Origin of the sequence: Streptosporangium sp. NPDC001681, assembly GCF_040298085.1 — a bacterium.
In the GTDB taxonomy this organism is placed as follows: Bacteria; Actinomycetota; Actinomycetes; order Streptosporangiales; family Streptosporangiaceae; genus Streptosporangium.
Window position 1 is genome coordinate 20,185 of the sequence record NZ_JBEOZN010000033.1, and the last position, 23,747, is coordinate 43,931.

26 protein-coding genes are annotated in these 23,747 nt (G+C 68.4%); 15 read left to right on the forward strand and 11 right to left on the reverse strand.

The genetic code is table 11. The annotated features are described in order from the left end of the window. Positions 1–332: 332 nt before the first annotated feature. The gene (locus ABT130_RS17350) at positions 333–653 is read right to left on the reverse strand and encodes a hypothetical protein (RefSeq protein WP_350956491.1); all 321 of its coding nucleotides are present in this window, start codon (positions 651–653) and stop codon (positions 333–335) included. Continuing rightward, positions 650–1,732: a hypothetical protein gene (locus tag ABT130_RS17355; RefSeq protein WP_350956493.1), complete on the reverse strand. Its 1,083-nt coding sequence runs from the start codon at positions 1,730–1,732 to the stop codon at positions 650–652. The genes ABT130_RS17350 and ABT130_RS17355 overlap by 4 nt, the downstream gene beginning before the upstream one ends. Positions 1,733–1,904: 172 nt before the next feature. On the opposite strand from ABT130_RS17355, the gene ABT130_RS17360 reads away from it, so the two are divergent. The 6 genes from ABT130_RS17360 to ABT130_RS17385 all read left to right on the forward strand — a co-directional run bounded on the left by ABT130_RS17360 (position 1,905) and on the right by ABT130_RS17385 (position 4,579). Further along, entirely contained in the window at positions 1,905–2,159 is a 255-nt protein-coding gene (locus ABT130_RS17360; RefSeq protein WP_350956495.1) for a GntR family transcriptional regulator, read from the forward strand. Between the two features lie 186 nt (positions 2,160–2,345). After that, a complete protein-coding gene (locus tag ABT130_RS17365) occupies positions 2,346–3,188 on the forward strand; it encodes a helix-turn-helix domain-containing protein (protein ID WP_350956497.1) in 843 nt (280 codons plus the stop codon). An 11-nt stretch (positions 3,189–3,199) separates the two neighbouring features. Further along, positions 3,200–3,400, forward strand: a complete 201-nt coding sequence (locus ABT130_RS17370; RefSeq protein ID WP_350956498.1) for a DUF397 domain-containing protein — start codon at positions 3,200–3,202, stop codon at positions 3,398–3,400. 125 nt (positions 3,401–3,525) lie between these two features. Beyond that, positions 3,526–3,726: a DUF397 domain-containing protein gene (locus tag ABT130_RS17375; protein WP_350956500.1), complete on the forward strand. Its 201-nt coding sequence runs from the start codon at positions 3,526–3,528 to the stop codon at positions 3,724–3,726. A gap of 144 nt (positions 3,727–3,870) precedes the next feature. Beyond that, positions 3,871–4,071 carry a DUF397 domain-containing protein gene (locus ABT130_RS17380; protein ID WP_350956502.1) on the forward strand — a complete coding sequence of 67 codons (201 nt, stop codon included), beginning with the start codon at positions 3,871–3,873 and terminating at the stop codon, positions 4,069–4,071. A 160-nt stretch (positions 4,072–4,231) separates the two neighbouring features. Next, positions 4,232–4,579 carry a DUF4288 domain-containing protein gene (locus tag ABT130_RS17385; RefSeq protein ID WP_350956504.1) on the forward strand — a complete coding sequence of 116 codons (348 nt, stop codon included), beginning with the start codon at positions 4,232–4,234 and terminating at the stop codon, positions 4,577–4,579. A 332-nt stretch (positions 4,580–4,911) separates the two neighbouring features. Here the strand turns inward: ABT130_RS17385 and ABT130_RS17390 are convergent, their stop codons facing one another. Next, a complete protein-coding gene (locus ABT130_RS17390; protein WP_350956505.1) occupies positions 4,912–5,124 on the reverse strand; it encodes a GNAT family N-acetyltransferase in 213 nt (70 codons plus the stop codon). A gap of 181 nt (positions 5,125–5,305) precedes the next feature. On the opposite strand from ABT130_RS17390, the gene ABT130_RS17395 reads away from it, so the two are divergent. After that, positions 5,306–6,307, forward strand: a complete 1,002-nt coding sequence (locus ABT130_RS17395) for a trypsin-like serine peptidase (RefSeq protein WP_350956507.1) — start codon at positions 5,306–5,308, stop codon at positions 6,305–6,307. 224 nt (positions 6,308–6,531) lie between these two features. Here ABT130_RS17395 and ABT130_RS17400 read toward each other — a convergent pair whose 3' ends face one another. The 4 genes from ABT130_RS17400 to ABT130_RS17415 all read right to left on the reverse strand — a co-directional run bounded on the left by ABT130_RS17400 (position 6,532) and on the right by ABT130_RS17415 (position 10,491). Then, entirely contained in the window at positions 6,532–7,005 is a 474-nt protein-coding gene (locus ABT130_RS17400) for a GNAT family N-acetyltransferase (RefSeq protein ID WP_350929204.1), read from the reverse strand. A 157-nt stretch (positions 7,006–7,162) separates the two neighbouring features. Continuing rightward, the gene (locus tag ABT130_RS17405) at positions 7,163–8,626 is read right to left on the reverse strand and encodes an MFS transporter (protein ID WP_350929206.1); all 1,464 of its coding nucleotides are present in this window, start codon (positions 8,624–8,626) and stop codon (positions 7,163–7,165) included. Between the two features lie 285 nt (positions 8,627–8,911). Beyond that, entirely contained in the window at positions 8,912–9,337 is a 426-nt protein-coding gene (locus ABT130_RS17410) for a Zn-ribbon domain-containing OB-fold protein (protein ID WP_350956509.1), read from the reverse strand. Next, positions 9,334–10,491, reverse strand: coding sequence for a thiolase family protein (locus ABT130_RS17415; RefSeq protein WP_350929211.1), 1,158 nt, complete (start codon positions 10,489–10,491; stop codon positions 9,334–9,336). Before ABT130_RS17415 ends, ABT130_RS17410 begins: the two co-directional genes overlap by 4 nt. Positions 10,492–10,821: 330 nt before the next feature. Here ABT130_RS17415 and ABT130_RS17420 point away from each other — a divergent pair, with 330 nt between their 5' ends. The 7 genes from ABT130_RS17420 (at position 10,822) to ABT130_RS17450 (ending at position 18,421) form a co-directional block, all read left to right on the forward strand. Next, positions 10,822–12,321, forward strand: coding sequence for a class I adenylate-forming enzyme family protein (locus ABT130_RS17420; protein WP_350956511.1), 1,500 nt, complete (start codon positions 10,822–10,824; stop codon positions 12,319–12,321). 105 nt (positions 12,322–12,426) lie between these two features. Beyond that, positions 12,427–12,753, forward strand: a complete 327-nt coding sequence (locus ABT130_RS17425; protein WP_350956513.1) for a hypothetical protein — start codon at positions 12,427–12,429, stop codon at positions 12,751–12,753. After that, on the forward strand, positions 12,753–13,259 hold the full coding sequence (locus ABT130_RS17430) for a DoxX family protein (RefSeq protein ID WP_350956515.1): 507 nt from the start codon (positions 12,753–12,755) through the stop codon (positions 13,257–13,259). The genes ABT130_RS17425 and ABT130_RS17430 overlap by 1 nt, the downstream gene beginning before the upstream one ends. Before the next feature lie 103 nt (positions 13,260–13,362). Continuing rightward, positions 13,363–14,661, forward strand: coding sequence for an amidohydrolase family protein (locus tag ABT130_RS17435; protein ID WP_350929219.1), 1,299 nt, complete (start codon positions 13,363–13,365; stop codon positions 14,659–14,661). A 75-nt stretch (positions 14,662–14,736) separates the two neighbouring features. Then, the gene (locus ABT130_RS17440) at positions 14,737–17,112 is read left to right on the forward strand and encodes a CaiB/BaiF CoA-transferase family protein (RefSeq protein WP_350956516.1); all 2,376 of its coding nucleotides are present in this window, start codon (positions 14,737–14,739) and stop codon (positions 17,110–17,112) included. A gap of 44 nt (positions 17,113–17,156) precedes the next feature. After that, positions 17,157–18,095: an alpha/beta fold hydrolase gene (locus ABT130_RS17445; RefSeq protein WP_350956518.1), complete on the forward strand. Its 939-nt coding sequence runs from the start codon at positions 17,157–17,159 to the stop codon at positions 18,093–18,095. Beyond that, positions 18,095–18,421: a hypothetical protein gene (locus tag ABT130_RS17450; protein WP_350956520.1), complete on the forward strand. Its 327-nt coding sequence runs from the start codon at positions 18,095–18,097 to the stop codon at positions 18,419–18,421. The genes ABT130_RS17445 and ABT130_RS17450 overlap by 1 nt, the downstream gene beginning before the upstream one ends. Before the next feature lie 89 nt (positions 18,422–18,510). On the opposite strand, the gene ABT130_RS17455 is transcribed toward ABT130_RS17450, so the two are convergent. The 3 genes from ABT130_RS17455 to ABT130_RS17465 form a co-directional block, all read right to left on the reverse strand. Then, positions 18,511–19,200, reverse strand: coding sequence for a hypothetical protein (locus tag ABT130_RS17455; RefSeq protein ID WP_350956522.1), 690 nt, complete (start codon positions 19,198–19,200; stop codon positions 18,511–18,513). A 746-nt stretch (positions 19,201–19,946) separates the two neighbouring features. Next, positions 19,947–20,375, reverse strand: coding sequence for a hypothetical protein (locus ABT130_RS17460; protein WP_350956524.1), 429 nt, complete (start codon positions 20,373–20,375; stop codon positions 19,947–19,949). 129 nt (positions 20,376–20,504) lie between these two features. After that, a complete protein-coding gene (locus tag ABT130_RS17465; protein ID WP_350956526.1) occupies positions 20,505–21,719 on the reverse strand; it encodes a helix-turn-helix domain-containing protein in 1,215 nt (404 codons plus the stop codon). Positions 21,720–22,061: 342 nt separating this feature from the next. Between ABT130_RS17465 and ABT130_RS17470 the strand changes: the two genes are divergently transcribed. Then, entirely contained in the window at positions 22,062–22,598 is a 537-nt protein-coding gene (locus ABT130_RS17470) for an NUDIX hydrolase family protein (RefSeq protein WP_350929234.1), read from the forward strand. 129 nt (positions 22,599–22,727) lie between these two features. Here ABT130_RS17470 and ABT130_RS17475 read toward each other — a convergent pair whose 3' ends face one another. Beyond that, positions 22,728–23,666, reverse strand: a complete 939-nt coding sequence (locus ABT130_RS17475) for a leucine-rich repeat domain-containing protein (protein WP_350956528.1) — start codon at positions 23,664–23,666, stop codon at positions 22,728–22,730. Positions 23,667–23,747 lie beyond the last annotated feature (81 nt).

Sequence of the window (23,747 nt, forward strand, 5' to 3'; positions counted from 1 at the left end):
CACGTCGAAGATCACGACAGGCGATCCGAACGACGCCACCCGCCCGGAGCCGTTACGAGGGAAGGACGGCCGTGCACGACATGCTTTCAGGACGCAACGAATCACATCACGGACCGGCCGCTCACATGTCGCGAGTTAACCAGCAGGGTCTTGTCGGGGTCTGTTGCGGGGTGTCGGGGTTGGTCATGGTGGGGGTTCCTGTCTGGAGGACGTGGGCGGGCCGGGTGGGCGGCCCGCCCGCGTCACGCACCGCGTTTCACCCTCGCGCGGTACGTCTTGGACGGCATGACGGCCCCGAACCGGGGAAGGGATGGGGCCGTCGTGCCCGCTCATCAGAAGTGGCCGATAGTGGCCGAGCCGGAGGTGAGCGCCCAGCGGTGCAGGAGCGCGGTCGTCTCGGCTTCGCGCATCTGGGTTTTCAGGCCCTCGATGGTCCGGTCACAGATGATCAACGGTTCTGGGGTGGGCCAGGTGGCGATGGCGTGGAAGAGACGGCTGCCGGTGCCGTAGAGCACGGACCAGCCGGGCCAGGTGATCTCCAGCATTGCGGCCTCGGCGCGGGCCTCGTGATCCCAGGTGTACTGCGGGACCGGGGCGACGGCCTGGCCGTCGCGGTGACGCCCCCGGGCGGCGGACAGACAGCGGCGAATCACGAGACCACCTGCCCCGCCTGCCCGGACTGTTCCCGCTCTCGCGTCTCCCGCGCCCCCGAGGCAGGAGCCTTCCGTGTCTCCCGTTCTCGTACCGCCTGCTCCCGCTCCGGAGTTTCCCGCTCTCGCGTCTCCTGCTCCCGCTCCTCCGAGGCAGGAGTCTCCCGCGTCTCCTGGTCGCGTGCCGCCTGCTCCTCCGCCTCGCGGGCGAAGGTCTCCTGCCGGTCGGTCTCGGCCCGCAGCGCCTCCAGGCTGTCGCCGTCGACGGTCCGTTCGGCCCCGGCGTGGGTGGCCACCTGGGAGAAGGGCCGCTCCCGGCTGGCCCACAGTCGCCCGGCGTCGCTGAGGATCAGCCGCCAGCCGGGAATCGTCGCCGCGGGGCTGGTCGGCTCTGGGTGGGTGGAACTACCATCTCTCACTGGTTGGACCTCGATCCGATCAAGGGCCCGTCCGGTCGTTGTCAGCGTGGGGCGGGCCTGCTTCATGAAGCGGGGAAGGATCTGGAGGGGTTCGCCGTACCGGCCGGGCGGCCGACACGAAGACGGGGTGACCGCCGAGCGGTTCGGTGCGCAGGTGGTTCTTCGCCCGGAGCGGGGCACGAGACGGCGTCCACATCCGAGCCGGGACGCCCTGGTGGGAGCGGACGCCGGATGTAGACGCCAGGGCACCCGCCGAGGCGACGACGCCGGTACGGACTCGACGGCCGGGCTCCGCTCGGGACGACGCTGCTCGGGGATCGGCGGAATCCCCTCGGCCGGGATCGACCCGGCACGCTGCTGAGCGGATACCGGCGCGACCACCTCGGCGGACCGCTGAGCGGGGATCATCCTGGCCGGGGCCTCGGGGGCGGGCTCGAAGCACGGCAGGGAACGGTCTCCGGTACGACGGACCCGCAGCCGAATGTCCAGCAGGTCGCCGGAGGGCTGGACGTACTCATGGTCGGCGGGCCGATCGGGACAACCGTGCGCGTAGGGGGCATGCCCACAGGTGGCACACCCCATCGGCATCGGCGGCACTTCGGCGAAACAGCCGCAGTCGCCGACCGCCTGTCTGTCGAGAACTGGAGCACTAGGGTTGCTCACGGGTCAGGACCTACTTCCTGATCAAGGGCCCGTCACGGTGTTCCAGCACCGGACGGGTCCGCTTTATGAGCCTTGAGGCGGATTTCGAGCCTCTACAGCTCTTCTCTGCGTGTGCTCGTTCATGCTCGTACTCACATGAGTGCCTATGAGCATGGCCGTCTATCTTCTTCGCATGATCGAGTTCGAGCGCGATCGGCCGATATGGATCCAGGTCGCCGAGACCCTCACCGAGAGAATCGAACGCGGCCAGTACCTGCCGCGCCACCTGATCCCCTCTGAGGTGCAGATGGTGCAGGAGTTCGGTATCGCCCGGGGCACGGCCAGGAAGGTGGTCGCCTACCTGCGGGAACAGGGAGTGGTCTACACCGTCCCGCAGATCGGATCCTTCGTCAGCCCAACGAGGACAACTGCCGATGAGAAGGACTGAGCCCACCACGACCACATCGAACAGGCGGAGCCGTTGCAAGGATCGACCTCCGACTGTCATGGCGTCCTCACTCTGAGTCATGATGTGGTGGGTCCATAGTGAACCTTGGCTCGACCAACTTGCAAGCCTCAAAGTTTATTGCCTCAAACTATTTTTCTCTCTGGGTCTTGATTGAGGAGGTTCGGCGTGAAGGGCAGTCCTACGGTGCGCCGACGGCAACTCAGTGCCGAGCTCATCAGATTGCGCAAAGCGGCTGGTCTCACCGCCGAAGAGGTCGTTCGGCAGCTGGCGTGGTCGCCAGGCAAATTGACCTATATGGAGGGAAATAGATGGGTACGGCCTGATCTAGCGAACATTCGGGCCTTGCTCGATCTTTATGGCGTTACCGACAAAGCTATGCACGATGCTGTGCTCACCCTTGCCCGCCAGGCCCGCGAAAAGGGCTGGTGGTCGAAGTACAGCGATGTGTTCAGGGGTTCACTCGCGGGGTTCGAGGCAGCGGCCATCGACATCCGCGCCTACCACGCACTGTCCATCCCTGGACTGTTGCAGGTGCCGGACTACATGACCGCCATCTTTCGAGGAGGCCGGGTCATGGACGAAACCCTCATTGCCCGGCGCGTTGAGGCACGCCTGGCCCGGCAAGAGATCCTCCGACAGGACAATCCGCCCAACCTGTGGGTCATCCTCGATGAGGCGGCGTTGCGCAAGGTGGTCGGCAGCCCAGAGATCATGGTGCGGCAATTGGAGCATGTGATCGAGCTATCAGCGCGAGATCACATCACCGTCCAAGTTCTCCCTGATACCGCCGGCGCACACGCCGCCATGGAGGGCTCGTTCATGATCCTCGACTTCAAACAGGGAGACGGCTCGATCGTCTACGTGGAGACGGCTATGAGCGACCTGTACTTGGAGACCAAAGAAGAGTTACGTGGTTATACGCTCATATTCGACCATGCGCGTGCGTCTGCACTCAGCGCGGAGTTTTCCGCCGCGTACCTGACCAAACTCATTGATCATCTTAAGTAGAGGCGAGCATCATGGAATCCATCCATCCCGACCTCATCTGGATCAAAAGTAGCTACAGCGGCCCCAACGGAGACGACTGCGTGGAAGTAGCCACGAACCTTCCGGGCCTCATCGCCGTCCGCGACAGCAAGGACCCATCCGGCCCCGCGCTGGCCTTCTCCCCCACAGCCTGGAACAACTTCCTGACGGGCATCCGCAACGGAGAAATCTAACCCGACCACGAGTGCCACACGACCGGAATCGTCTGGGAAACCGCCCAGCCGTGCGGCAACTTACGCTGGCATGCGAGCATTCCCCAAGCAGTCTGCGGCGTTCCTTATCGCGATGAGGAGTGAGCATGATCTCCCCTGACCTGTCCAGTGCCGAGTTCCGCAAGTCCAGCTGTAGCGGTGGCGGCGACAACTGCGTGGAGGTCGCCACAAACCTGCCGGGCCTTGTCGCCGTCCGCGACAGCAAGAACCCATCCGGCCCAATGCTGACCTTCTCCCCGACGGCCTGGAACAACTTCCTCACGGGCATCCGCAACGGAGAAATCTGACCCGACCACGAGTGCCACACAGCCGGAATCGTCCAAGAAAGCACCCGGCCGTGTGGCAACTTACGCTGGCATGCGAGATCCTCGCCAGCACGCCCCCATCCCCTAAGCAGTCTGTGGCGTTCCTTATCGCGATGAGGAGTAAGCATGATCTCCCTGACCTGTCGCGCCGAGTTCCGCAAGTCCAGCCTCAGCGGCGGAAGTAGCGACAACTGCGTGGAAGTAGCCACCAACCTGCCCGGTCTCATCGCCGTCCGCGACAGCAAGAACCCATCCGGCCCAATGCTGACCTTCTCCCCGACGGCCTGGAACAACTTCCTGACCGGCATCCGCAACGGAGAAATCTAATCGAACGCAAGTGCCGTACGGCCGAGGTCATCTAGGGGCTGCCCAGCCGTACGGCAGTCGCTGCCCTCGAGTTGGGTAATGCGCTTCGCAAACGTAATAATTTGGGATCCTTCTATCTGTGTCGTGTAGAGTGCTAGACGGCAGGGGTTGGAGAGGGCTTATGGGCGAGCAAACAAAGGCTCCATATATTGCTATCTTGGTTTATGTGACTCATGTCGAAGGAGGTTACGCACACCCCCGATATAGCGAAGACGTAGTCTTGATATACGGCAGCTCCCTCGAAGAGGCTCGTGCTGCAGCAGAAGCAAGGGGCCGCAATGATGAAATTTCTTACCTTAATGAATATGGCGAGTCAGTCAATTGGTCATTTGTGGGCCTAGCCGATGTTCGCAACGCCCTATATGACTCATTGAGTGAAAATACAACTCTGTACTCGCGAAGCTTTCGCGATCTAGCCCAATACAAGGACGTCTTTTCACTATCTTCACTTGAGGGCGAGCAGGATTAATATCGATATCTCAGAGGGCATTGGCGTTGGCGAGCTGAGAAGGCCTGCCAGCTGAACCTGGCCGAGGGCTGGTGGCGGCTGCTGCGCAAGGCCGTGTTCGCCGGGCAGACCTTCGCCGACGCCACCGAGATCGCCCACGCGGTCACCCTCGCCACCGCCCAGCTCAACGCCCACGCCTATCCCTAGATCTGGGGACGACCGCCCCCGCAGCCCCGAGCCCTGCACCGCAAGTTCGTCTACCTGCTTTGAGGAACGCAGCAGCAGGTTCGGGTCCCGGCTCATGCGGTTGATCTAGTGGCGTGTGACTGCAGTCGCCGGAGTGTTCCGGGTTCTCAGATCGGGTGGAGAAGGAATGCTCGTCCAGTGCGCTCGTGCTCGCCGTACTGGACCGTCTCGACGTGCAGGAAGCCGCACTTCTCCAGCACTCGCACCGAGCCGATGTTCCCGCTGAAGGGGTCGGCGTAGAGCGGGCGGGTCCGCTCCTGCCGCAGGTGGAGCGGACCCGATGCCCCGGCCCTCGAACTGTCGATCGAACAAATACCCAATAAATCGAACGTGTGATTCAAAACTTCTAGACCAGAGCTCCGGTCAAGGTTACGATCTTGCTGTTCGCCGGCCGTGTCGATCGGCCGGTTCTCCACGCTGACGGGGCGCGAAGGCGCCCCATGACTGGACGGGAGATCGCCCTTGAGGCGTGCACTGATCGCATTGGGTATCGGCTTGAGCGTGTTGGGTTCCACCGTCGTCGCCGGGCCGGCACAGGCCGCGAGTGTGCTGGTGGTCCCGTTGGCTCCCACGGTGCCGACGGCTCAGCAGGTCGCGAGGTTCTGGCTCGCCGACGGGGCCGCCAACCTGAAGAACGCCACGCCGTACGCCGTGCAGACCGCGGTCGTCGGGAAACGCCTGTCCACGGACATCGTCCCGGACGGCCCCCCGGTTTCCATCCCGCCAGTGGAGGGGGCGGTCTCGCCGGAGGCGACCTCGGGCAAGGTGTTCTTCATCGGCAGCGACCTCCAGCCGCACTGGTGCACCGGCACGTCCGTGCAGTCGAAATACCGGAACCTCGTCGCGACGGCAGGTCACTGCCTGTTGGACGTCGAGGCCCCGGCCGGCGCGCTCGCCAAGTGGGTCTTCGTCCCCGGCTACTCCGAGGGCACGACCCCTTTCGGCCTGTACGTCGGGAAGCAGGGCCTCGTTCACTATGACTTCGACGACATCCGGGACTACGACCGCGACCTCGCCTTCGTCACCGTGTACAACGGTGTCGTCCTCTCCTCTCCGGACGTGCTGACCGATACCGGGAGGCTGGCCGACAACGTCGGCGGCCAGGGGGTCGCGTTCAACCAGCCGCTCGCGCCCACGGTCGACGTCTTCGGCTATCCCGCCGGCCCCGAGCCCGACGGCAGCCGGCCCTACACGGGCGAGAGCCTCGAACGGTCGACCGGATCGACGTTCGCGATGAAGGTCACGGGCCTCCCCGCGGACCGGCCCATCGGGGTGGACTCCCCGTTCACCGGTGAAGGCTCACTCGGCTCCTCGTGGCTGACCCAGTACACGGACGACACCCGCACCGGCTATCTCAACGGCATCACGATCAGCGTTTCCGACACCGATGGCGACAACCGGTACGACACCGGCGTCTCACCGTACTTCGACGGTGAGTTGCTCACGGTCTACCTGAAGGCCGTCAACCTCTGGACCGGCACCATCCGCTCCTCCATCGCCTAAACGGCTCCCGTTCCCGCCGCGTCCGCCCAGAGGGGCGGGCGCGGTGTCGTGGTCCAACGGGGGAGGCTCACTTCGCTGACCTCCGAGTGAGGCACAAGTACGTTCTGCGATCTTTGGTGGCCGATCCCGAGATCGCAGGAGATTCGCCATGGGGGTTCGTAGCTTCTTCCCGGCCGACCGGATGCGCGGGTGGACGACGCCGTTCCCGCCGTACACGCCCGGAATCAGGTGGGTGAGGGGGAATCGTCCAGCACGAACATGAGGTGCTCGTGCTCGCCGTACCGGACCGTCTCGGTGTGCCGGAAGCCGCATTTCTCCAATAGTCGTACCGAACCGATGTTCCCGCCGAAGGGGTCGGCGTAGAGCGGGCGGGTCTTCTCCTCCTGTCGCAGGTAGAGCGTCAGCGCCCGGGTGCCGATGCCCCGGCCCCAGTACCGCCGGCCGAACACGTATCCGATGAAGCGCATGTCCCCCTCCCACCAGGACACGACATTGCCGGCCACCTCGCCGTCCACGGTGACCGTCCGCACCAGGTTCGTGGGGTCTCCCAGGACCCTGGTGGTCCAGTGGGTCATGAAGCGTTCCCGCTCCCGGGGGACGAACTTCGACCGCCGGACCGTCTCGGGGTCGTGCTCGTGCTCGAAGAACAGCTCCAGATCGGCCTCTTCGACATCCCTCAGCCGCACATCGTCGCTCATGCCGAGCGAGTCTGGCACCGGGGGGCGACAATTCCGGCACACCGGGGGCCGTACCGCCGAAAGACCTCGGCGACCGCCCTGAGGTGGGGACGGGTCGGTCAGGGGGGCAGGGCCCCGGGACGTCGTCGTCCCGGGGCCCCTGAACCGGTGCCGGCCGTCAGTCGGCCTGCGCCGCCACGGGGGTCGCGACCCCGGGCGTCGCGGATCGTGCCGTTTCCCGTCCGGGCTTGATGACCATGCCGATCACGAACGTGATCACGCAGCAGACCCCCATCAGGGCGAACACCTTGAAGTAGGCTGCCTCGGTTCCGAACGTCGTCCCCGGCACGGTGGCGGAGGCGAGCAGCACGGCCCCGACCGAGGTGGCGACGCCCTGGAAGGCGGTGCGGGTGACGACGTTGACGCCGGTCGCCTCGCTGGTGTTCTCCGCAGGGACCGCCTCGACCACCAGGTTGGGCAGCGCGGTGTAGACGAACGCCGTCGAGATGCCGAGGACGAGGGTGCTCGCGACCAGGCCGACGACGCTCTTGTGCAGCACCGCGAGCATCACGACGCCCGCCACGCCGACGGCCGCGCCGATCATCAGTGAGAGCCGGGCCCCCGCGGCCGCCGAGACGCGCCCGCTGACCGGGGTGAGCACGAAGCCGATGATGGAGGTGGAGAAGGCCAACATCCCCGCGACGCTCGGGCTCAGCCCGAGACCCACCGGTGCCGCCTCCGGCGTCTGCATCATCAGGGGGAAGAGGAATCCGCTGATACCGAGCGGACCGAGCGCGAGGACCGCGGTGGCGAGCATCGTCAGGGCGAGCTTGTGCTGGAAGAACAGCCGGATATTGATCATCGGGTCGTCGACCCTGAGCTCCCACCACGCCCAGACCGCGAGTATCGCCAGGCCGACCAGGATGAAACCAAGCGTCCTGGCGTCTCCCCAGCTCCAGCTACGGGACTGGGTGACCCCGAACAGCACCAGCGCGATGGCGGGGGCGAAGAGGACACCACCCACATAGTCGATCTTCTGTACTCGTGCGACGACGGTCGAGGGCCGCAGGGCCAGGCAGGCCGCGGCGGCGATGAGCGCCAGGGCGGCGGCGAAGACGAAGATGAGGTGCCAGTCCGCCAGGTCGAGCAGCAGGCCGGAGACGAGGTTGCCCGACGCTCCGGCGATGAGCGCCGCACCCGCGATGACCGCGACCGCGACCGGTACCCGCTTGGCCGGCAGCATCTCGCGGGCGAGGCCGAAGCAGAGCGGCAGGATCGCCCCGGCGGCTCCCTGGATCGCCCGGCCGACGATCACGCCGGTCAGCGTGCCGGTGGAGAGGCTGATCAGCGAACCCACCGCCGAGAGCAGCAGCACGATGATCAGGAGCTTCCGCCGCCCGTAGACGTCACCGAGACGGCCGCACAGCGCGGCGGACGCGGCCGCGACGAGGAGGAACGCCGTCACGCTCCAGCTGACGTCCGCGGCGTTGCTCTGGAACGCCGTGATGAACCGGGGCAGGGCGTTGTAGACCATGGTCGTCTCGAAGGCGCTGACGATCTCGGCGATGAGCAGCACCGTGATGACGACCGGAATCGATCGAGGTGGCAGGTTGGCGGCTGACGTACCGGAGGGTGATGACATTCTTGTTTCTCCTCGCATCCGGGAGCACTGCGGCGGGGGGTGGGGAGTGCGGAGACGAAGGTGAACGGGCACGCCGGCGCTCGGCGGAGCGGGGCGTGCCGGCTCACGTCGCGTACGGCCGTTTCATGCACGCCGGTACGCGATGCCATAGGCACGGACGCCTGTGGCTGGTGAAGGGAGGGCCGCGGGGCCCTGTCCCACCGGTTTCCTACCTTTCGCGGCCGGTCAGGTTTCCTCTTCCGCCTCGCGAGGCTCGCGAGGCTCGCGAGGCTCGCGGGACAGGGGCTAGCTGGGGCGCGGCCGGAAGTAGGGCAGGTGCAGTCCGGGGCTCACCTCGTGGAAGTCGACCTCGACCGGCATCCCGGCGGTGATCTCCTCGGGTGCGATTCCGATCAGGTCCGTGACCATCTGGTAGCCCTCGTCCAGGTCGACGATGGCGGGCGCGTAGGGCGGGGTGAAGGCGGCGGTGACCGGCCGGTGCACGACCGTCCAGCTGTAGAGGGTGCCGCGGCCCGAGCTCTCCTCCCAGCCGAGGTCGGTTCCCAGGCACTCGCGGCAGACCTCGACCGGCGGGAAGTTGATCGACCGGCAGGCCGCGCAGCGCTGGAAGGTCAGCGTTCCCTCCGCGCAGCGGTTCCAGAACGGGGCGCTCAGCTCGGTGGGCTCGGCGTGCGGCAGCTCACCGTGCTGGGGAGCCAGGGGTGTGCTCATGACGCCTCCGTGCCGAGCAGAACGACCGAGTTGAACAGGGCTCCGGCTCCGGCGCCGCTGCACAGCGCCACCTCGGCCCCGGGTACCTGCAGCGGTCCCGCCTCGCCGCGGAGCTGCTGGACGCCGCGGATGACGCGCTGGAACATCTGCGGTGACCCGCCCGCGTGGCTGAACGACATCGTTCCTCCGTCCGTGGTGACCGGGTGGCTGCCGGTGATGGCGATGTGCCCGTCCTCGACGAACGGACCGCCCTCGCCCGGCTCGCAGAAGCCGAACGCCTCCAGCTGGCGGATGATCTCGAATGAGAACGGGTCGTACAGTTCGAGGACGTCGACGTCGGAACGTTCCAGGCCGGCGTGCCGGAACGCCCGGTCCGCCGCCCGCCCGCCGATCCGGCCGTTGACCGGGCCGCCGCGACGGCCGGCCAGGTCCCAACTGGGCGGGAACTGGTAGGCGGGGCCGTAGTAGTCCGCGCCGCCGCCCAGCACGTGGACGGGCTTGGCGGGGATGTCGGCCAGCCGGTCGGCGGCGACCAGGACCAGCGCGCACCCGCCCTCGGAGGTCATCGAGCAGTCCAGCAGGTGGAACGGGTCGGCGATCATCCGGGAGGCGAGGATGTCCTCGGGCTTGAACGGGCCACGCCCGGAGTACACCGCCTCGGGATTGTGGTGACCGTTGTTGCGGATGGTCGCGGCGACCATGGCCAGTTGCTCGGGGGTCGTCCCGTAGGTCGTCATGTGCCGCCGGGCGATCAGGGCGAACTCCGCGGCGGTGAAGAGGCCCCAGGGCGCCACGAACTCGTTCTCCGGCCGGGTCCACGGCGCGGTCGCGTCCCGGTCGACGTACACCCCGGCCGCGGCCGCGACGATGAGGACGACGTCGGCCTGACCTCCCTCGATCGCGTTGGCCGCCTCGACGACGGCGTCGAGGCCGAATCCCCGGCCCTGCCAGGCGGGTCCGAGTCGCAGGTCGTAGATGAGCGCGGAGGAATCCCCCTCCGTGATCACCCCGTCGACGTCGGCGAGCGTGAGCCCGGCGTCGCGCAGGGCGCCCAGGGCGGCCGACGCGATCAACTTCCGGGTCGTCCAGTTCTCCAGGCGTCGCGCCTGCGGGGTGTTGAACACCCCGGCGATCGCCGCGCGGCCGGCGGTCACCGGCTCATCCTCCGCGCCAGGGTTCCGACTCGTTGTCTCACATGCATGTACAACCACCCCAGGAAGTGATTCCCATCACAGAACTATGGACCTATTAGATTCAGTGTTCCTCACTACGTCAAGGGGTGCGACTGTGCGAACTCCAAGTGATGTTGCACCGATAGTCCGATACCTCCACCCAAAAAACCCGACAGAACCGGTCATATTGCAAAGAAGATCAAGTTAGGCAGCCCTAACTTTCTCTCGACAAACGGTTCCAATCTTGAGGGTTGACAGGACTAAAGGTCCGAGTTCTACTGGTCGCAATTCGCCACGGACCACGGAGGCCCTGTGAGCATCTCCATGCTTCTCTCCATGGCGGCGGCCGCGTTCGCGGACCGCGTCGCCCTCGGGCGCAGAGCGGACGGCATCACCTTCTCCGGCCTTGAGCGGGACGCGAATGCCGGGGCCACCCTGCTTCGGAAGGGCGCCGCGGGTTCGGTCGCGTTCATCGGCCAGAACTCACCGCTGCTGCCCACCCTGCTGTTCGCCGGCGCCGCCGCCGGACTCCCGCTGGCCCCGCTGAACTATCGGCTGCCTCGCGACGTGCTGCGCGGCCTGCTCGATCGGCTGGACGCACCGGTGGTCATCGCGGACTCCCGGTACGTCGAGATCGCCAGGAGCACCGGGCACCGCGTCATCGCGGCCGAGGAGTGGCTGTCGGCCGCCAGAGCGACCGAGCCGGTGCCCGGCCCCGAGGCCGATCCCGGCTCCGCCGCGGTCCTGCTGTTCACCAGCGGTACCACCGCCGACCCCAAGTGCGTCGTGCTGCGCCACTCCCACCTGCTCTCCTACGTCCTGGGCACGGTGGAGTTCGCCACGGCGGACGAGCGCGACTGCGCCCTGGTCAGTGTCCCGCCGTACCACGTGGCCGGGATCGGCTCAGCCCTGACCAACGTGTACGCGGGCCGCAGAATGGTCTACCTGCCGGACTTCGACCCCGCCTGCTGGCTGGAGCTCGTGCGCTCGGAGAAGGTGACCGGCGCGATGGTCGTGCCCACCATGCTGGCGCGCGTCGTCGAGCATCTCGGCGGAGCGGACGCGGACTGCCCGGCGCTCGCCTCGCTCGCCTACGGTGGCGCGCGCATGCCGCTGCCGGTGCTCGAACAGGCCCTGCGCGCCTTTCCGGAGACCGGATTCGCCAACGCCTACGGCCTGACCGAGACCAGTTCCACCATCGCCGTACTCGGGCCCGAGGATCACCGCAAGGCGGTCGAGTCCGACGATCCGGTCATGCGGGCCCGGCTCGGTTCGGCCGGTCAGGTCGTGCCCGGCATCGAGGCACAGATCCGGGCGGACGACGGATCGGTCCTCGGCCCGGGACTGACCGGCGAGCTGTGGGTCCGCGGCGAGCAGGTGTCCGGGGAGTACCGGGGAGCGGGCTCGGTGCTGGACGCCGACGGCTGGTTCCCCACCCGCGACCTCGCCCGTCTCGACGAGGACGGCTACCTGTTCCTGGGCGGCCGCAACGACGACACCATCATCCGCGGCGGGGAGAACATCGCGCCCGCGGAGGTGGAGGACGCGCTGCTGACCCACCCCGCGGTGGCGGAGGTCGCGGTCGTCGGGGTGCCCGACGACGAGTGGGGCCAGCGACTCGTCGCGGTCGTCGTCCGGCGCGAGAACGCACAGGCCGATGTCGCGGAGCTGCGCGCGCACGTCCGCGGCCTGCTGCGCGGCTCCCGGACACCCGACGAGGTCGTCTTCCGCGCCGAGCTTCCCTACACGCCGACCGGAAAGATCATCCGCCGCCATCTCGTCGCCCAGCTCGGCCCGCCCGCGGAGAGCTGAGCCAGTGCCCATCCGACGAGGGCCGATGCTGCGGACGTGTGCCGCGTACCGGTCCCCGAACCTGCGAAGAGCCGCGCGGGTACCCGTTCAACGAAGGAGTCGATCATGAGTACCGAGGCCGTCGGCCTCCGCGCCGGGCTGCGCCTGAAGAGTCAGGTGTGCGCCACCGAGGTCATCGTCGTCCGGCCGGGGACGCGCCCGCTGTCGCTCTGCTGCGGCGGCGCTCCGATGCTCGGACGTGACGCGTCCGGCTCGGCGGAGGTGACACCCGCCGCGGAGCGGATGCGCGGGTCACTGCTCGGCAAGCGCTACACCCACCCCGACGACGACGCCGTCGAGGTGCTGGTGACCGTGGGCGGCGAGGGCTCGCTGTCGGACGGCGCGACCGACCTCGTCCTCAAAGAGGCCAAGCCGCTCCCGGCCAGCGACTGATGGGGCCGACGGACGGCGCCGTCCTCCTCGTCCGCGCCACGGTCGGAGTGATCTTCATCGTGCACGGTCTCAACCACGCCTTCGGCGGCGGAAAGCTCGCCGGAACGGCCCGCTGGTTCGCGGGCCTGGGCATGCGCCATCCCAGGCTGCAGGCCGTCATGTCGGTCGTGGTGGAGGTGGCGGCGGGCACGGCACTCGCGCTGGGACTGCTGACACCGGTGGCGGCGGGCGCGCTGGTCGGTGTCTCGGTCGTCGCCGGACTCACCGCCCACGCCCGCAACGGCTTCTTCGTGTTCAAGGACGGCTACGAGTACGTACTGCTGCTCGCGGTGACCTGCCTCGCAGTCGCCCTCGCCGGTCCGGGCGGAGCCTCGCTCGACGCGGCGCTGGGAATCGACGCCCTCGCCGACGGGTGGATCCGGCTGGCGGTCGCCCTGCTCGTCGGCGTGGGTGGCTCGGCCGCCCTGCTCCTCGCGACCTGGCGACCGGTACGGGAGCGGGCCTGAGCCCCGCTCCCGTACCGGTCGGCTCCGGCTCGTATCCGAAACAGGGGTCTGGGCCGCACCCCCCATCCGTCCTGCCCGGCAGGACCGACCAACGGAGGTTGAAATGAACAAGGACGATCTGATCCTGATCAGTGTCGACGACCACATCGCCGAGCCCGCGGACATGTTCCACGCCCATGTCCCCGAGAGGTACAAGGACCAGGCTCCTCGGGTGATTCTTGAGGACGACGGGGTCCAGCAGTGGTACTACGGCGACCTGCGCGGCCGGAACATGGGCCTCAACGCGGTGGCCGGCAAGCCGCGCGAGATGTACAACATCGACGCCAGCAGCTACGACGAGATGCGGCCCGGTTGCTTCAACGTCGACGAGCGGGTCCGGGACATGAACGCGGGCGGCCAGCTCGCGGGCCTGAACTTCCCGAACTGGACCGGGTTCTCCGGGCAGGTGCTCAACCAGGGGCCGGACCGCGACCTCAACCTGATCATGATCAAGGCGTACAACGACTGGCACGTCGACGAGTGGTGCGGCGCCCACCCCGGCCGGTTCATCCCGTGCGGCATCCTGCCGCTGTTCGACGTGGAGGAGGCCGCCAAGGAGATCAGGCGGCTGGCCGACAAGGGCTGCCACGCCGTCACGTTCTCGGAGAACCCCGAGGCGCTGAACATGCCCAGCATCCACACCGACTACTGGTACCCGCTGTTCAAGGCGGCCTCGGACAACAACACGGTGCTCTGCTGCCACGTCGGCTCGTCCTCGCGGATGCCGATGATCTCCTCCGACGCGCCGCCGAGCGTGGCGATGTCCATCTCCTCGATGATGAGCACGTACACCCTGCTTGAGCTGATCTGGGCGGAGTTCTGGGGCAAGTTCCCCAACCTGAAGTTCTCCCTCACCGAGGGTGACATCGGCTGGATCCCCTACTTCCTCTGGCGCTCCGAGCACGTGCTCAACCGCCACTCCGGCTGGACCAACGCCACCTTCCCCGAGGGCTACACCGGGCCGACCGACGTGTTCAAGAAGCACCTCTACACCTGCTTCATCACCGACAAGGTCGGCCCCCAGCTGATCGACCACTTCAACGAGAACCACGTGTTCTGGGAGTCGGACTACCCGCACTCGGACAGCAACTGGCCCTTCGCGCCCGAGGACGTCATCGAGACGATGGGCCACCTGCCCGACTCGGTGATCAACAAGATCACCCACGAGAACGCGATGAAGGCCTACTCCTTCGACCCCTTCAAGCACATCCCCAGGGAGCAGGCGACCGCCGGATACCTCCGGTCGCTGGCCACCGACGTCGACGTGGTCACCCATGTCGGCCGCGAGGCCAGCCAGCGCGACCGCGACGCCTGGGCCCGGATGACCCGGTTCGGCCAGGCCCGCACCCGCCAGGACGCCTGACCCCCAGTGATCGGCCGCCCGCCCGTCCCCCTCGGGCGGGCGCCGTATCCCCCCACTTCACCACGCGAGGTAGAGATGACGCAGCGCACCCCCTACGCCGGACTCAGAGTCCTGGAGATCTCGGCGGGCATCGCCGCCTCCTACTGCGGCAAGATGTTCGCCGACGCCGGCGCCGAAGTGGTCAAGATCGAGCCACCGGAAGGTGATCCGATGCGCCGGTGGAGCGCGTCGGGCTTCCAGCCCGCCGCCGGCCGGAGCGGCGCGCTGTTCGGCTATCTCAACGCGGGCAAGAAGTCCGTGGTGTCCGGCACCGCGGAACTGTTCTCCGACGTCGATCTCGTCGTCACCGACGGATCGGCGGGCTGGGACGTCGACGCCGTACGCCGGCTGCTGCCACCCGGCTCCGCGACGGTGGTCGTCTCGATCACCCCCTTTGGCCTCGACGGGCCCTACACCGAGACCGACCTGCCGGTCAACGAGTTCGTACTGCAGGCGATGTGCGGGTCCATCGGCGGCCGCGGCTGGCCCGGCGAGATGCCGCTGCAGGCCGGAGGGCGGATCGGCGAGTGGGTGGCCGGCTCCTACGGCGCCGTCGCCGCCGCCGCGGCGCTGCGCCGAAGCAGGCGTACCGGGCAGGGTGATGTCGTCGACGTGTCGACGTTCGAAGCCATGGTCATCACGATGGGCGGCCTGTCCGCGGTCGCGGCCGGCCTCCCCGACGGGGGGCAGGGCCTGCCGCCGAGGAACCTCGAACTGCCCTCGATCGTCCCCACCGCCGACGGCCTGGTCGGGTTCTGCACCATCACCGCCCAGCAGTTCGCCGACTTCCTGGTGCTGATCGACCGGCCCGACCTGGTCGAGGACGCCGACCTGGCCTCCTTCGCCGGCCGCCTGCGGCGGCGGGAGGAGTTCGCCGAGATGGTGGAGAACTGGGCGGCCACCCGTACCACGGCCGAGATCGTGGAGTTCGCCGCCGCGCTGCGCATCCCCGTCGCGCCCATCGGCACCCCGACCACGGTCACCGAGATCGACCATTTCCGCGAGCGCGGCGTCTTCGTCAAGAACGCGAGCGGCCACCCGCAGCCACGGGTTCCCTACCGCAGCGAGGCGTTCGGCACCGTCGACCCCGGCGAGGTGCCGGACCTCGGTACGCACGACGGCCTGGTGAGCTGGCCGGTACGAGACCGGGTCCCGGCGGCCGAGGACGCGGCCGACCCGGCGGCCCGTCCGCTCGCGGGGCTGCGGATCGTGGACTTCACCGCCTTCTGGGCCGGTCCTTCGGCCACCCAGACCCTCGCCGCGCTGGGCGCCGAGGTCATCAAGGTGGAGGGGCTGCGCCGCCCCGACGGGATGCGTTTCTCCGGCGGCCGGCCCCCGACCGTCGACCAGTGGTGGGAGTGGGGCCTGTTCTTCCTCTGCAACAACAGCGACAAGCTCGACCTCACCCTGGAGCTGAGCCTGCCCCGGGCCCGCGAGGTGGCGCTGCGCCTGATCGCCACCGCCGACATGGTCATCGAGAACTTCTCCCCCCGGGTGATGAGCAATCTCGGCCTGGAGTGGGACACGATCAGGGCGGCCAACCCGCGCGCCACGATGATCCGGATGCCCGCCTTCGGCCTCGACGGGCCGTGGCGCGACCGGGTGGGCTTCGCCCAGACGATGGAGCAGGCCGGCGGCATGGCATGGATGACCGGTGCGGCCGATGGTCCGCCGCTGATCCCCCGCGGCGTGTGCGACCCCCTCGCCGGGCTGCACGCCGCGTTCGCCTCGATCGCCGCCTTCGAGGTCCGCGATGCCACGGGGGCCGGCATGCAGGTCGAGTCGACGATGGTCGAGGCCGCGCTCAACGTCGCGGCCGAGGCACTCCTGGAGGCGAGCGTCAACGGCCGGGAGCTGCGGCGCGACGGCAACCGCGGTCCGGGCGCCGGCCCGCAGGGGGTCTACCGCTGCGCCGGGGACGACGAGTGGGTGGCCCTGGCCGTACTCGGCGACGAGGCGTGGCCCGCGCTCGCCCGGCTCCTCGGCCGGGACGACCTGGCCGACCGCGCCGACCTCGCCCACGAGCCGGGCCGGCGGGCGTCGGCCGACGAGCTGGACGAGGCGATCGGCTCGTGGAGCGCGCGCGTCGACGTGGGCGACGCGGTGGACCGGCTCCGGGCGGCCGGGGTCGCCGCCGCGCGGGTGAGTCCCGCCGCCGACCTGCTGACCGACGCGCAGCTCACCGCCCGCGGGTTCTGGGAGCCGTCGGCACATCCGACGACCGGGGAGTTCCTGACCGCCGGGCTGCCGTTCCGCCTCGCCAGTGTCACCGAGCCGTGGTTCCACACCCCGGCGCCCCTGCTGGGCCAGCACAACGAGGAGATCCTCACCGGCATCCTCGGGATGAGCGAGGACGAGATCCGGGTCCTGGCCGAGGAGAAGGTGATCGGTACCCGGCCGGCGGGCCTGTGAGCGGGACGCCCGACACGACAGCCGTCCCGCAAGGGCGGCCCTCGGTGCGCACGCTGCGGATGCACTCCTTCACCAGCGAGTTCAGACGGCTCACCGCGCTCGCCTCGGCCGCCGGAGTCGACCCCGCCGACGTGGTGCTCCCCGCCGAGGGCATCGTACGGGCCGATGACGGGGTGCGACTGCACTACCTGGAGTGGCCCGGCCCGGCCACCGAACCGTTGCTGCTGTTCCTGCACGGGGGCGGGTTGCACGCGCACTCCTTCGACGCTGTCGGGCTGCTGCTGCGGCGGCTCGGCCGCTGCGTCGCGCTCGACCTGCGCGGGCACGGGGAGAGCGACTGGGCGGGGCCCGGCGGTTACGGCACCGACGCCATCGCCGCGGACCTCGACACGGTGATCGCGAGCTTCGGCGCCCGGCGGGTCGTCCTGGTCGGGCACTCGATGGGCGGCATGGCGGCCCTGGTCTGGGCCGCCCGGCGCCCGGCGGTGCTGACCGGGCTGGTCGTGGTCGACGTCGGCCCCGACATCGACGCCGCGGCGGGCCGGTCCGTCAACGAGCTGATCTCCCGGCGCCCGCTCTTCGCCGACCTCGACGAGGCCGACGCCTTCCTCTCCGGCGTGCTGCCGCGTACCCGGGAGGCGGCCACCTCAGGGGTGGCCCAGAACCTGACCTGGACCGACGACGGCCTGCTCACCTGGAAGCACGACACGGCACAGTTCCAGCCGGAGATGGGCAGGATCGCCTCTCCGGACGAACTGCGACAGGCCGCCGCGCGGATCACCTGCCCCACCCTGGTGCTGCGCGGCGAGCGCAGCCGGGTGTTCAGCGACGAAGGGGCGGCGGAACTCGCCGCGCTCATCCCCGGAGCCCGCTGGGAACGGATTCCCGACGCCGGGCACACCATCCAGACCAGCAACCCCCGCGGCCTCGCCGACGCGGTGACCCGTTTCCTACGCGATCAAGATGATGAAGGAGCCGAGTGATGGCGATCAGTCTCTGCATTCCGCCGCGGCAGGGGGAGCTGTGCGCGCCCGTCCGGTTCGACCTGACCGGCGAGCACACCTTCCTCGAACTGACCTCGCGGCACCGCGTGACGAAGGTCGAGCAGGACGAGGTGAAGGGCGGCGTCGCGGTCTGGGTCGACATCACCGACCCCGAGACCTCCCGGCCCGTCCACGTCCGGTTCAGCGTGCTCCCGCTGGACGCCGCGGTCTCCCCGCGCAGCCGGCTGCTCGGGGAGATCGAGCGTGACGGCGAGCGGCTCGGTGTCTACGGGACGTACCTGGGGGTGGTCTCGGAGGAGAACTGACCGTCCACCGCTCGCGGGAACGCACCGCCGCCACCGACCGCCTCGGCGAGATCGGTGGCTCCGGCGTGCCCGCAGGCGTCTCCGCCGTGTCACTCGTCGGGCAGGTCCTCCGGTGGCGCGTCGTGCTGGCGCAGGCGGCGCCGGAGCAGGCCCTTCGGGCGGGTGACCTTCAGCTCCGGATGGTCGGGGTCGTAGTCGGCGATGCGATCGCGCAGCTGGCGCACGTTGCCGTACTCGAAGTGGGCGGCGCGCAGCAGGTAGTCGCCGAGCGCGCTCCCGTACTGGACACGCTCCTCCTCGTCGAGGCCGAGCTCGTGGCTGCGCCTCTTGCCCCAGACGAGGTCCTTGATCTGCTCCTCCAGCTGCTCCAGCCGGTCATCGAGGATCTTGACGAGCTCGTAGGGCTCGGTGAACCTGCCGAGGTAGACCCGGAGCAGCGCGGGGTTCTTCAGCATCACCGGCTCGTCGACCGGCGGGCTTGAGACCCACTGCCGGAGCACTTCCTCACCGCGCTCCGTGGTCTGGTACAGGGTGCTCCGCCTGACCCTGCCGATCGTCACCTCGCGCTCGGTCACCAGCCCCAGGTCCCCCAGTCTCCGCAGCTCCCGGCGGATGTGGCTGATAGCGGGGGACCAGTAGAACCAGCGCAGCGTGTAGTCGCACCGGACCTTGATCTCGGCGGCGGACAGCTCCTCGTCGAGGATCGACAGGACGCCCAGAACCGTGTAGGCGGTGGCGGGGAGCGGTGCACCGATCTCTACCTCGGGCTCGTCGTCCACGGGCTCAAGTCTAGTGGCGGACGCGGCGCCGACGGCACGTCCGTCCCGTCACCCACTGAAGCGAACGGGGCACACAGCCCGTACGTCATCGGACGTTGAGCCGGTGACCGCCGCGTGCGTGACCGAATCCCTGCACGCGGGCCGCCCGGTCACCGTGCCGCCCCCGGGCACCATCACGGCCGGCCTCAACCGCGGCCCCCGTCTGTGCCAGAGCCACCGTCGTCGACAGCGGTCCTGTCCCCCGGATGGGGGATCTGTCGCTCCACCCGGGCGCGATGTGTCGGAGCGGCTCGACCGGAAGTGTTGAGGTATTCGACATTTCCGGAGGTAGAGCTATGAAGATCTGCGGAGTGGGCGTCCTCCTGATCGTGCCCCTCCTGGCGGCCTGCGGGCCCGGCCCCTCATCGGATCGGCCGGATACGCCGAGTGCCACCCCGTCATCAGCCCTGGCGGTTTACCGAGAACTCGTCGCCTGCATACGCCGGCACGGCGTCCCGAACCTCCCCGATCCTGTCGTGGACGCCCAAGGGGAGGTTCGGGTGAACACCACCGCGCGGATCCCCGCGGCGACGCGGACCGCGGCCCCCGCCGTCACCAGCACGTACGATGCGGCCATCCGGCCCCTGAGGCCCATGGCGACAGCGTAACCGCAACGCGGAAGACCATCCTCCCCCTGGCGGGGGAGATCTCGATTCCAGCGCGGAATGCCGACGTTGCTCACACCGGGGGGCGGCAGGGGTTGGTCGTCAACCAACCCCTTCTTCCGTGGCCGGCAGGGGACAGGCCGGCACCCGCCGGGTCGCGATGATCAGGTGCACGACGTTCTGGGGCTGCTCCTGCCTGAAGGCCTGCAGGTCGGGGCCGTCGCGGACGGACACCAGGTAGCAGCCCGAGCGTGGGCCTATGGTCACCGTGGCGTCGCGCCTGCCCTGGGAGTCGATCACGACCAGTTCGGGCGGATGCCGCTTTGTCCACGAGCGGGGAGCGGATAGTCCGGGCCAGGTGGGAGCGTCCGTACGGTCGGCGAAACCCAGGCTGATCGTGTGATGGCGGTGGGCGCGGATTCCCCGCTCGACCAGGAGTCGCTGAACGACCGCCAGCGCCCGGTCGTGCCGGTTCGCCGTCGCCTCGTCGATCATTTCCCGATATCCAGCCCGTACCGCACGCCGTGTCACCCGTCCTCCAAGGTCGGAATCATCGGATTCGGATGGCGAGAAGCGCGATGCTCACCATCATCGCGACCTTACGGAACATGACCACCGGCAGTGTTCACAGTTTCCCGTGAACAATTCTCCCTGGTAAATCTAGAAGGCCATTCGACTTTCCAGGCCGCGTAACCGCTCGGGGACGGTGCGGTAATAGGTGCCGAGCTGCCTGACGGTCTCTCTCGCCGTAGGGTGGAATCGTGTCATCTGGGGGGCGATTCGCTCGGCGTTGAGAACTCGGCTGAGTGCTCTGTCGTGATCCCTGAGCCACAGATGTGCCCTGGACATGTCTATCTCGTGATGTGCCCTACGTTCGGCGTACAGCCTGGCAGGCGGGATGAAACCCGAGTCCAGGCGAATCGCCCTGTCGTAGTCACCGAGTTCCGTCGCCACCACACATCCGTGAATCACCGCGTTGACGGGATTCACCTGCAGCCCGTACGGGTCTGACCGGGTTCGCGAGTCGATGCGGGCGGCTGTTTCCGCCGCGAGGCCGTGGTGCTCCCAGGCGTCCGACTCATGCCCCAGCCGGGCGGCGGAGACGGCCGCGCGAAACTGGAGGGAGCCGTAAACCTGCAGGCCTGCCGGATCTGACCGGTCCACCTCGCTCGCCGCCCGCCTCACCATGGTCAGCGCGATGTCACCGGACCCCAGGGTGAGCAGCAGCAGCGCCCGCGACAGCGAGACCAGGTGCCGCAGGTGCGGGTCGTCGGCGCGCAGCGCGGCGGTCGCGGCCCGCTCGACGGCGACCTGCGCCAGGTCGTTGTAGCCCAGGCGGCGGGTCAGGGACACCGCTATGGCGTACGCGTGGTTCAGCAGGCGCCACGCCCTCGGAGCGTCCGACTCGACCGCGTGGACCGTCAGCTCCTCGATGGCCGGCGGCAGGCGCCCACCGAGCCTGACATGGGCGGCGGCCCCCTGCAGCTTCTGGAGTTTGACCAGTTCCTTGGCGAGCTCATCAAGTGACCGGGGAGGGACCTCCAGCTCCGGGGAGACGTCGGCGTAGGTGACAGCGCGCCTGATGGCGGGCATCGCCGCGTGCACCGCGTCGGTGCGTCTGTCGGACCCTCGGTAGGGCTGACCGTTGATCTCGGCGGCATCGACCCCGCAGGCCCTTGCCACAGCCGCCACAAGCGAGGGAGTGGCCGGTTTATGACCCGCCTCGACCTGTGCGATCAGGCTGCGGGAAACATTGGCCCTGGCCGCCAGGCCGGTTTGGGTGAGCCCTCTGCGTTTACGCGCCCTGGCAATTCGACGCCCAGTGCTTTCATTCTGACCGCCGCCCAGATCGGGATCCCATTCATGCCTGGCCATCTCACCACCTTCTCTCGCTCACGCGATGTCTTCACGATAGCGGCCTGAGCATTTCACCGAGATGAACATTCCCAACGACCGGTTCTCTTTCCAAGAGGTCCATGCCGGTTCTGCGGTGAATCATAAGAGCCGGATCGGGGCGGTGATGAACAGGGTCTGCGCACGGTGGACGGCGGCGCGTTCGGCATGGCGAGAAGCCGGTACGCCTGGCGATATCGCGAGCATCGACTCCACGACCGGCGTACCGCGAGCGAGGCCGGGCGGCGCCCCGCCGGCCCTGACTTTCGGCAGGTCGCCGGGGAAGAACGCGTTTCCGAGCCCACCGCGAAGTACGATCGATCAATGACCGAAATGACCGAAACCACGCCCGGCTGGCTCTCTCCCGAAGAGCTGGAGTCGACCCGCGCACGAATGCCGATCCTCTACGTCGACGCCGTGCCGGTGCGAGTCGACGAGGCCGGAGTGGTCACGCATGTCGGCCTGCTGCTGCGCATCGGAGCGGACGGGACGGTCAGCCGCGCCCTCGTCTCCGGCCGGGTGCTGCACCACGAGCGGGTCCGCGACGCGCTCATCCGCCATCTGGAGAAGGACCTCGGCCCGACGGCACTGCCCAACATCCCCGCCTCTCCGCAGCCGTTCACCATCGCCGAGTACTTCCCGACGCAGGGCGTCACGCCCTACCACGACCCCCGGCAGCACGCGGTCTCCCTCGCCTACGTCGTCCCGGTCGTGGGTGACTGCCGCCCCCGGCAGGACGCCCTCGACCTTGTCTGGTTCACTCCCGAGGAGGCCTCGTCACCGCTGGTGCAACAGGAGATGCTCGGCGGTCAGGGCACCCTGCTGAAGCAGGCCCTCGCCTACGTCGGCCGCCTCTCCTGACCTTCCGACGGCGGAAATCCCCGTCAGCGCGAGGAGAGCGGGCTGCTGTGCCCCCTCTCTGTGCCAGGCTCAGGCAGCGGCCTCAACGCGCTGTCCCTGCCACTGCCACCGCACCTGATTCGGAGAGGCTCAGCGGGTGCGGCTGGCCAGGAAGCGGCGCCATTCCGGACGGGTTCGCGCGAGTGCTCGCAGCGAGGCCGGAACCTGGGGCCTGGGGTCGTTGCGGTCCAGGCGCAGGTCGGTGAGCGCGGTCAGCTCACCCAGCCACTCCGGCAGCTCGGCCAGCCGGTTTCTCCGCAGATCGAGCTCGGTCAGGGAGGTGAGGGTCCGCATCGACTCGGGAAGGGCGGTCAGCTTGTTCAGGCCCAGGCTGAGGGACCTGAGGGCGGTGAGTTTGCCGATCGACTCCGGCAGCTCGGTCAGCCCGGTGTTCCACAGGCCGAGAGAGGTGAGGGCGGTGAGGTTCCCGATCGACTCCGGCAGGCCGGTCAGTGGGACGCATCCCATATCGAGATGCTCCAGAGCGGTCAGCTCGCCCAGCCACGGAGAGAGGTCGGCGGGCCGGCTGTATGTCAGGTCCAACCAGGTGAGGGCGGTGAGACGGGCCATCGACGCCGGGAAACAGGCCGGCCCGGCGTACCACATGCGGAGCCTGGCGAGCCGGGTGAAGTCGCCGATCCACTCGGGCACCTCCTCCAGGTCATAGAGGTTGCTCAGGTCGAGTTCCGTGAGACCGGTGAGCTCGCGCATCGAGTCGGGGAGGCGGCGCAGTCCGGTCACCGAGACATTGAGGTAGATCAGTCCGGTCAGCTCGCCGATCCATTCGGGCAGGGCGGTCAGCTCACGGTTGCCCCCGAGGTCGAGCTCGGTCAGCGCGGGCAGGTCGGTCAGGAACCGGGGAAGCTCGGTCAACCAGTTGGATCTCAAGTGCAGCACCCGCAGACCGGGAAGCTCGGCCACCTCCTCGGGCACCTGGGCCAGCCCGAGACCCGACAGGTTCAACGTGTCAGATCCCTCGCGCAGGTACGTGTTCATCCGCCGCCGAGCGGTCCGAAGCACGGAATCCACTGCTGCCACCCTGTTTTTCTCCTTGCCGTCAACAAGATGTGATCGGCGATCACGGTAGCGATGAGGACTTGCGACCCGGTT

Excerpts from the sequence above, each read along its gene's own strand:
- ABT130_RS17370 (WP_350956498.1), top strand. The coding sequence starts at position 3,200 with ATGGAATCCATCCATCCCGACCTCATCTGGATCAAAAGTAGCTACAGC.
- ABT130_RS17405 (WP_350929206.1), bottom strand. The coding sequence starts at position 8,626 with ATGTCATCACCCTCCGGTACGTCAGCCGCCAACCTGCCACCTCGATCG.
- ABT130_RS17380 (WP_350956502.1), top strand. The coding sequence starts at position 3,871 with ATGATCTCCCTGACCTGTCGCGCCGAGTTCCGCAAGTCCAGCCTCAGC.
- ABT130_RS17400 (WP_350929204.1), bottom strand. The coding sequence starts at position 7,005 with ATGAGCGACGATGTGCGGCTGAGGGATGTCGAAGAGGCCGATCTGGAG.
- ABT130_RS17375 (WP_350956500.1), top strand. The coding sequence starts at position 3,526 with ATGATCTCCCCTGACCTGTCCAGTGCCGAGTTCCGCAAGTCCAGCTGT.
- ABT130_RS17385 (WP_350956504.1), top strand. The coding sequence starts at position 4,232 with ATGGGCGAGCAAACAAAGGCTCCATATATTGCTATCTTGGTTTATGTG.
- ABT130_RS17435 (WP_350929219.1), top strand. The coding sequence starts at position 13,363 with ATGAACAAGGACGATCTGATCCTGATCAGTGTCGACGACCACATCGCC.
- ABT130_RS17410 (WP_350956509.1), bottom strand. The coding sequence starts at position 9,337 with ATGAGCACACCCCTGGCTCCCCAGCACGGTGAGCTGCCGCACGCCGAG.
- ABT130_RS17450 (WP_350956520.1), top strand. The coding sequence starts at position 18,095 with ATGGCGATCAGTCTCTGCATTCCGCCGCGGCAGGGGGAGCTGTGCGCG.
- ABT130_RS17470 (WP_350929234.1), top strand. The coding sequence starts at position 22,062 with ATGACCGAAATGACCGAAACCACGCCCGGCTGGCTCTCTCCCGAAGAG.
- ABT130_RS17465 (WP_350956526.1), bottom strand. The coding sequence starts at position 21,719 with ATGGCCAGGCATGAATGGGATCCCGATCTGGGCGGCGGTCAGAATGAA.
- ABT130_RS17440 (WP_350956516.1), top strand. The coding sequence starts at position 14,737 with ATGACGCAGCGCACCCCCTACGCCGGACTCAGAGTCCTGGAGATCTCG.
- ABT130_RS17430 (WP_350956515.1), top strand. The coding sequence starts at position 12,753 with ATGGGGCCGACGGACGGCGCCGTCCTCCTCGTCCGCGCCACGGTCGGA.
- ABT130_RS17360 (WP_350956495.1), top strand. The coding sequence starts at position 1,905 with ATGATCGAGTTCGAGCGCGATCGGCCGATATGGATCCAGGTCGCCGAG.
- ABT130_RS17425 (WP_350956513.1), top strand. The coding sequence starts at position 12,427 with ATGAGTACCGAGGCCGTCGGCCTCCGCGCCGGGCTGCGCCTGAAGAGT.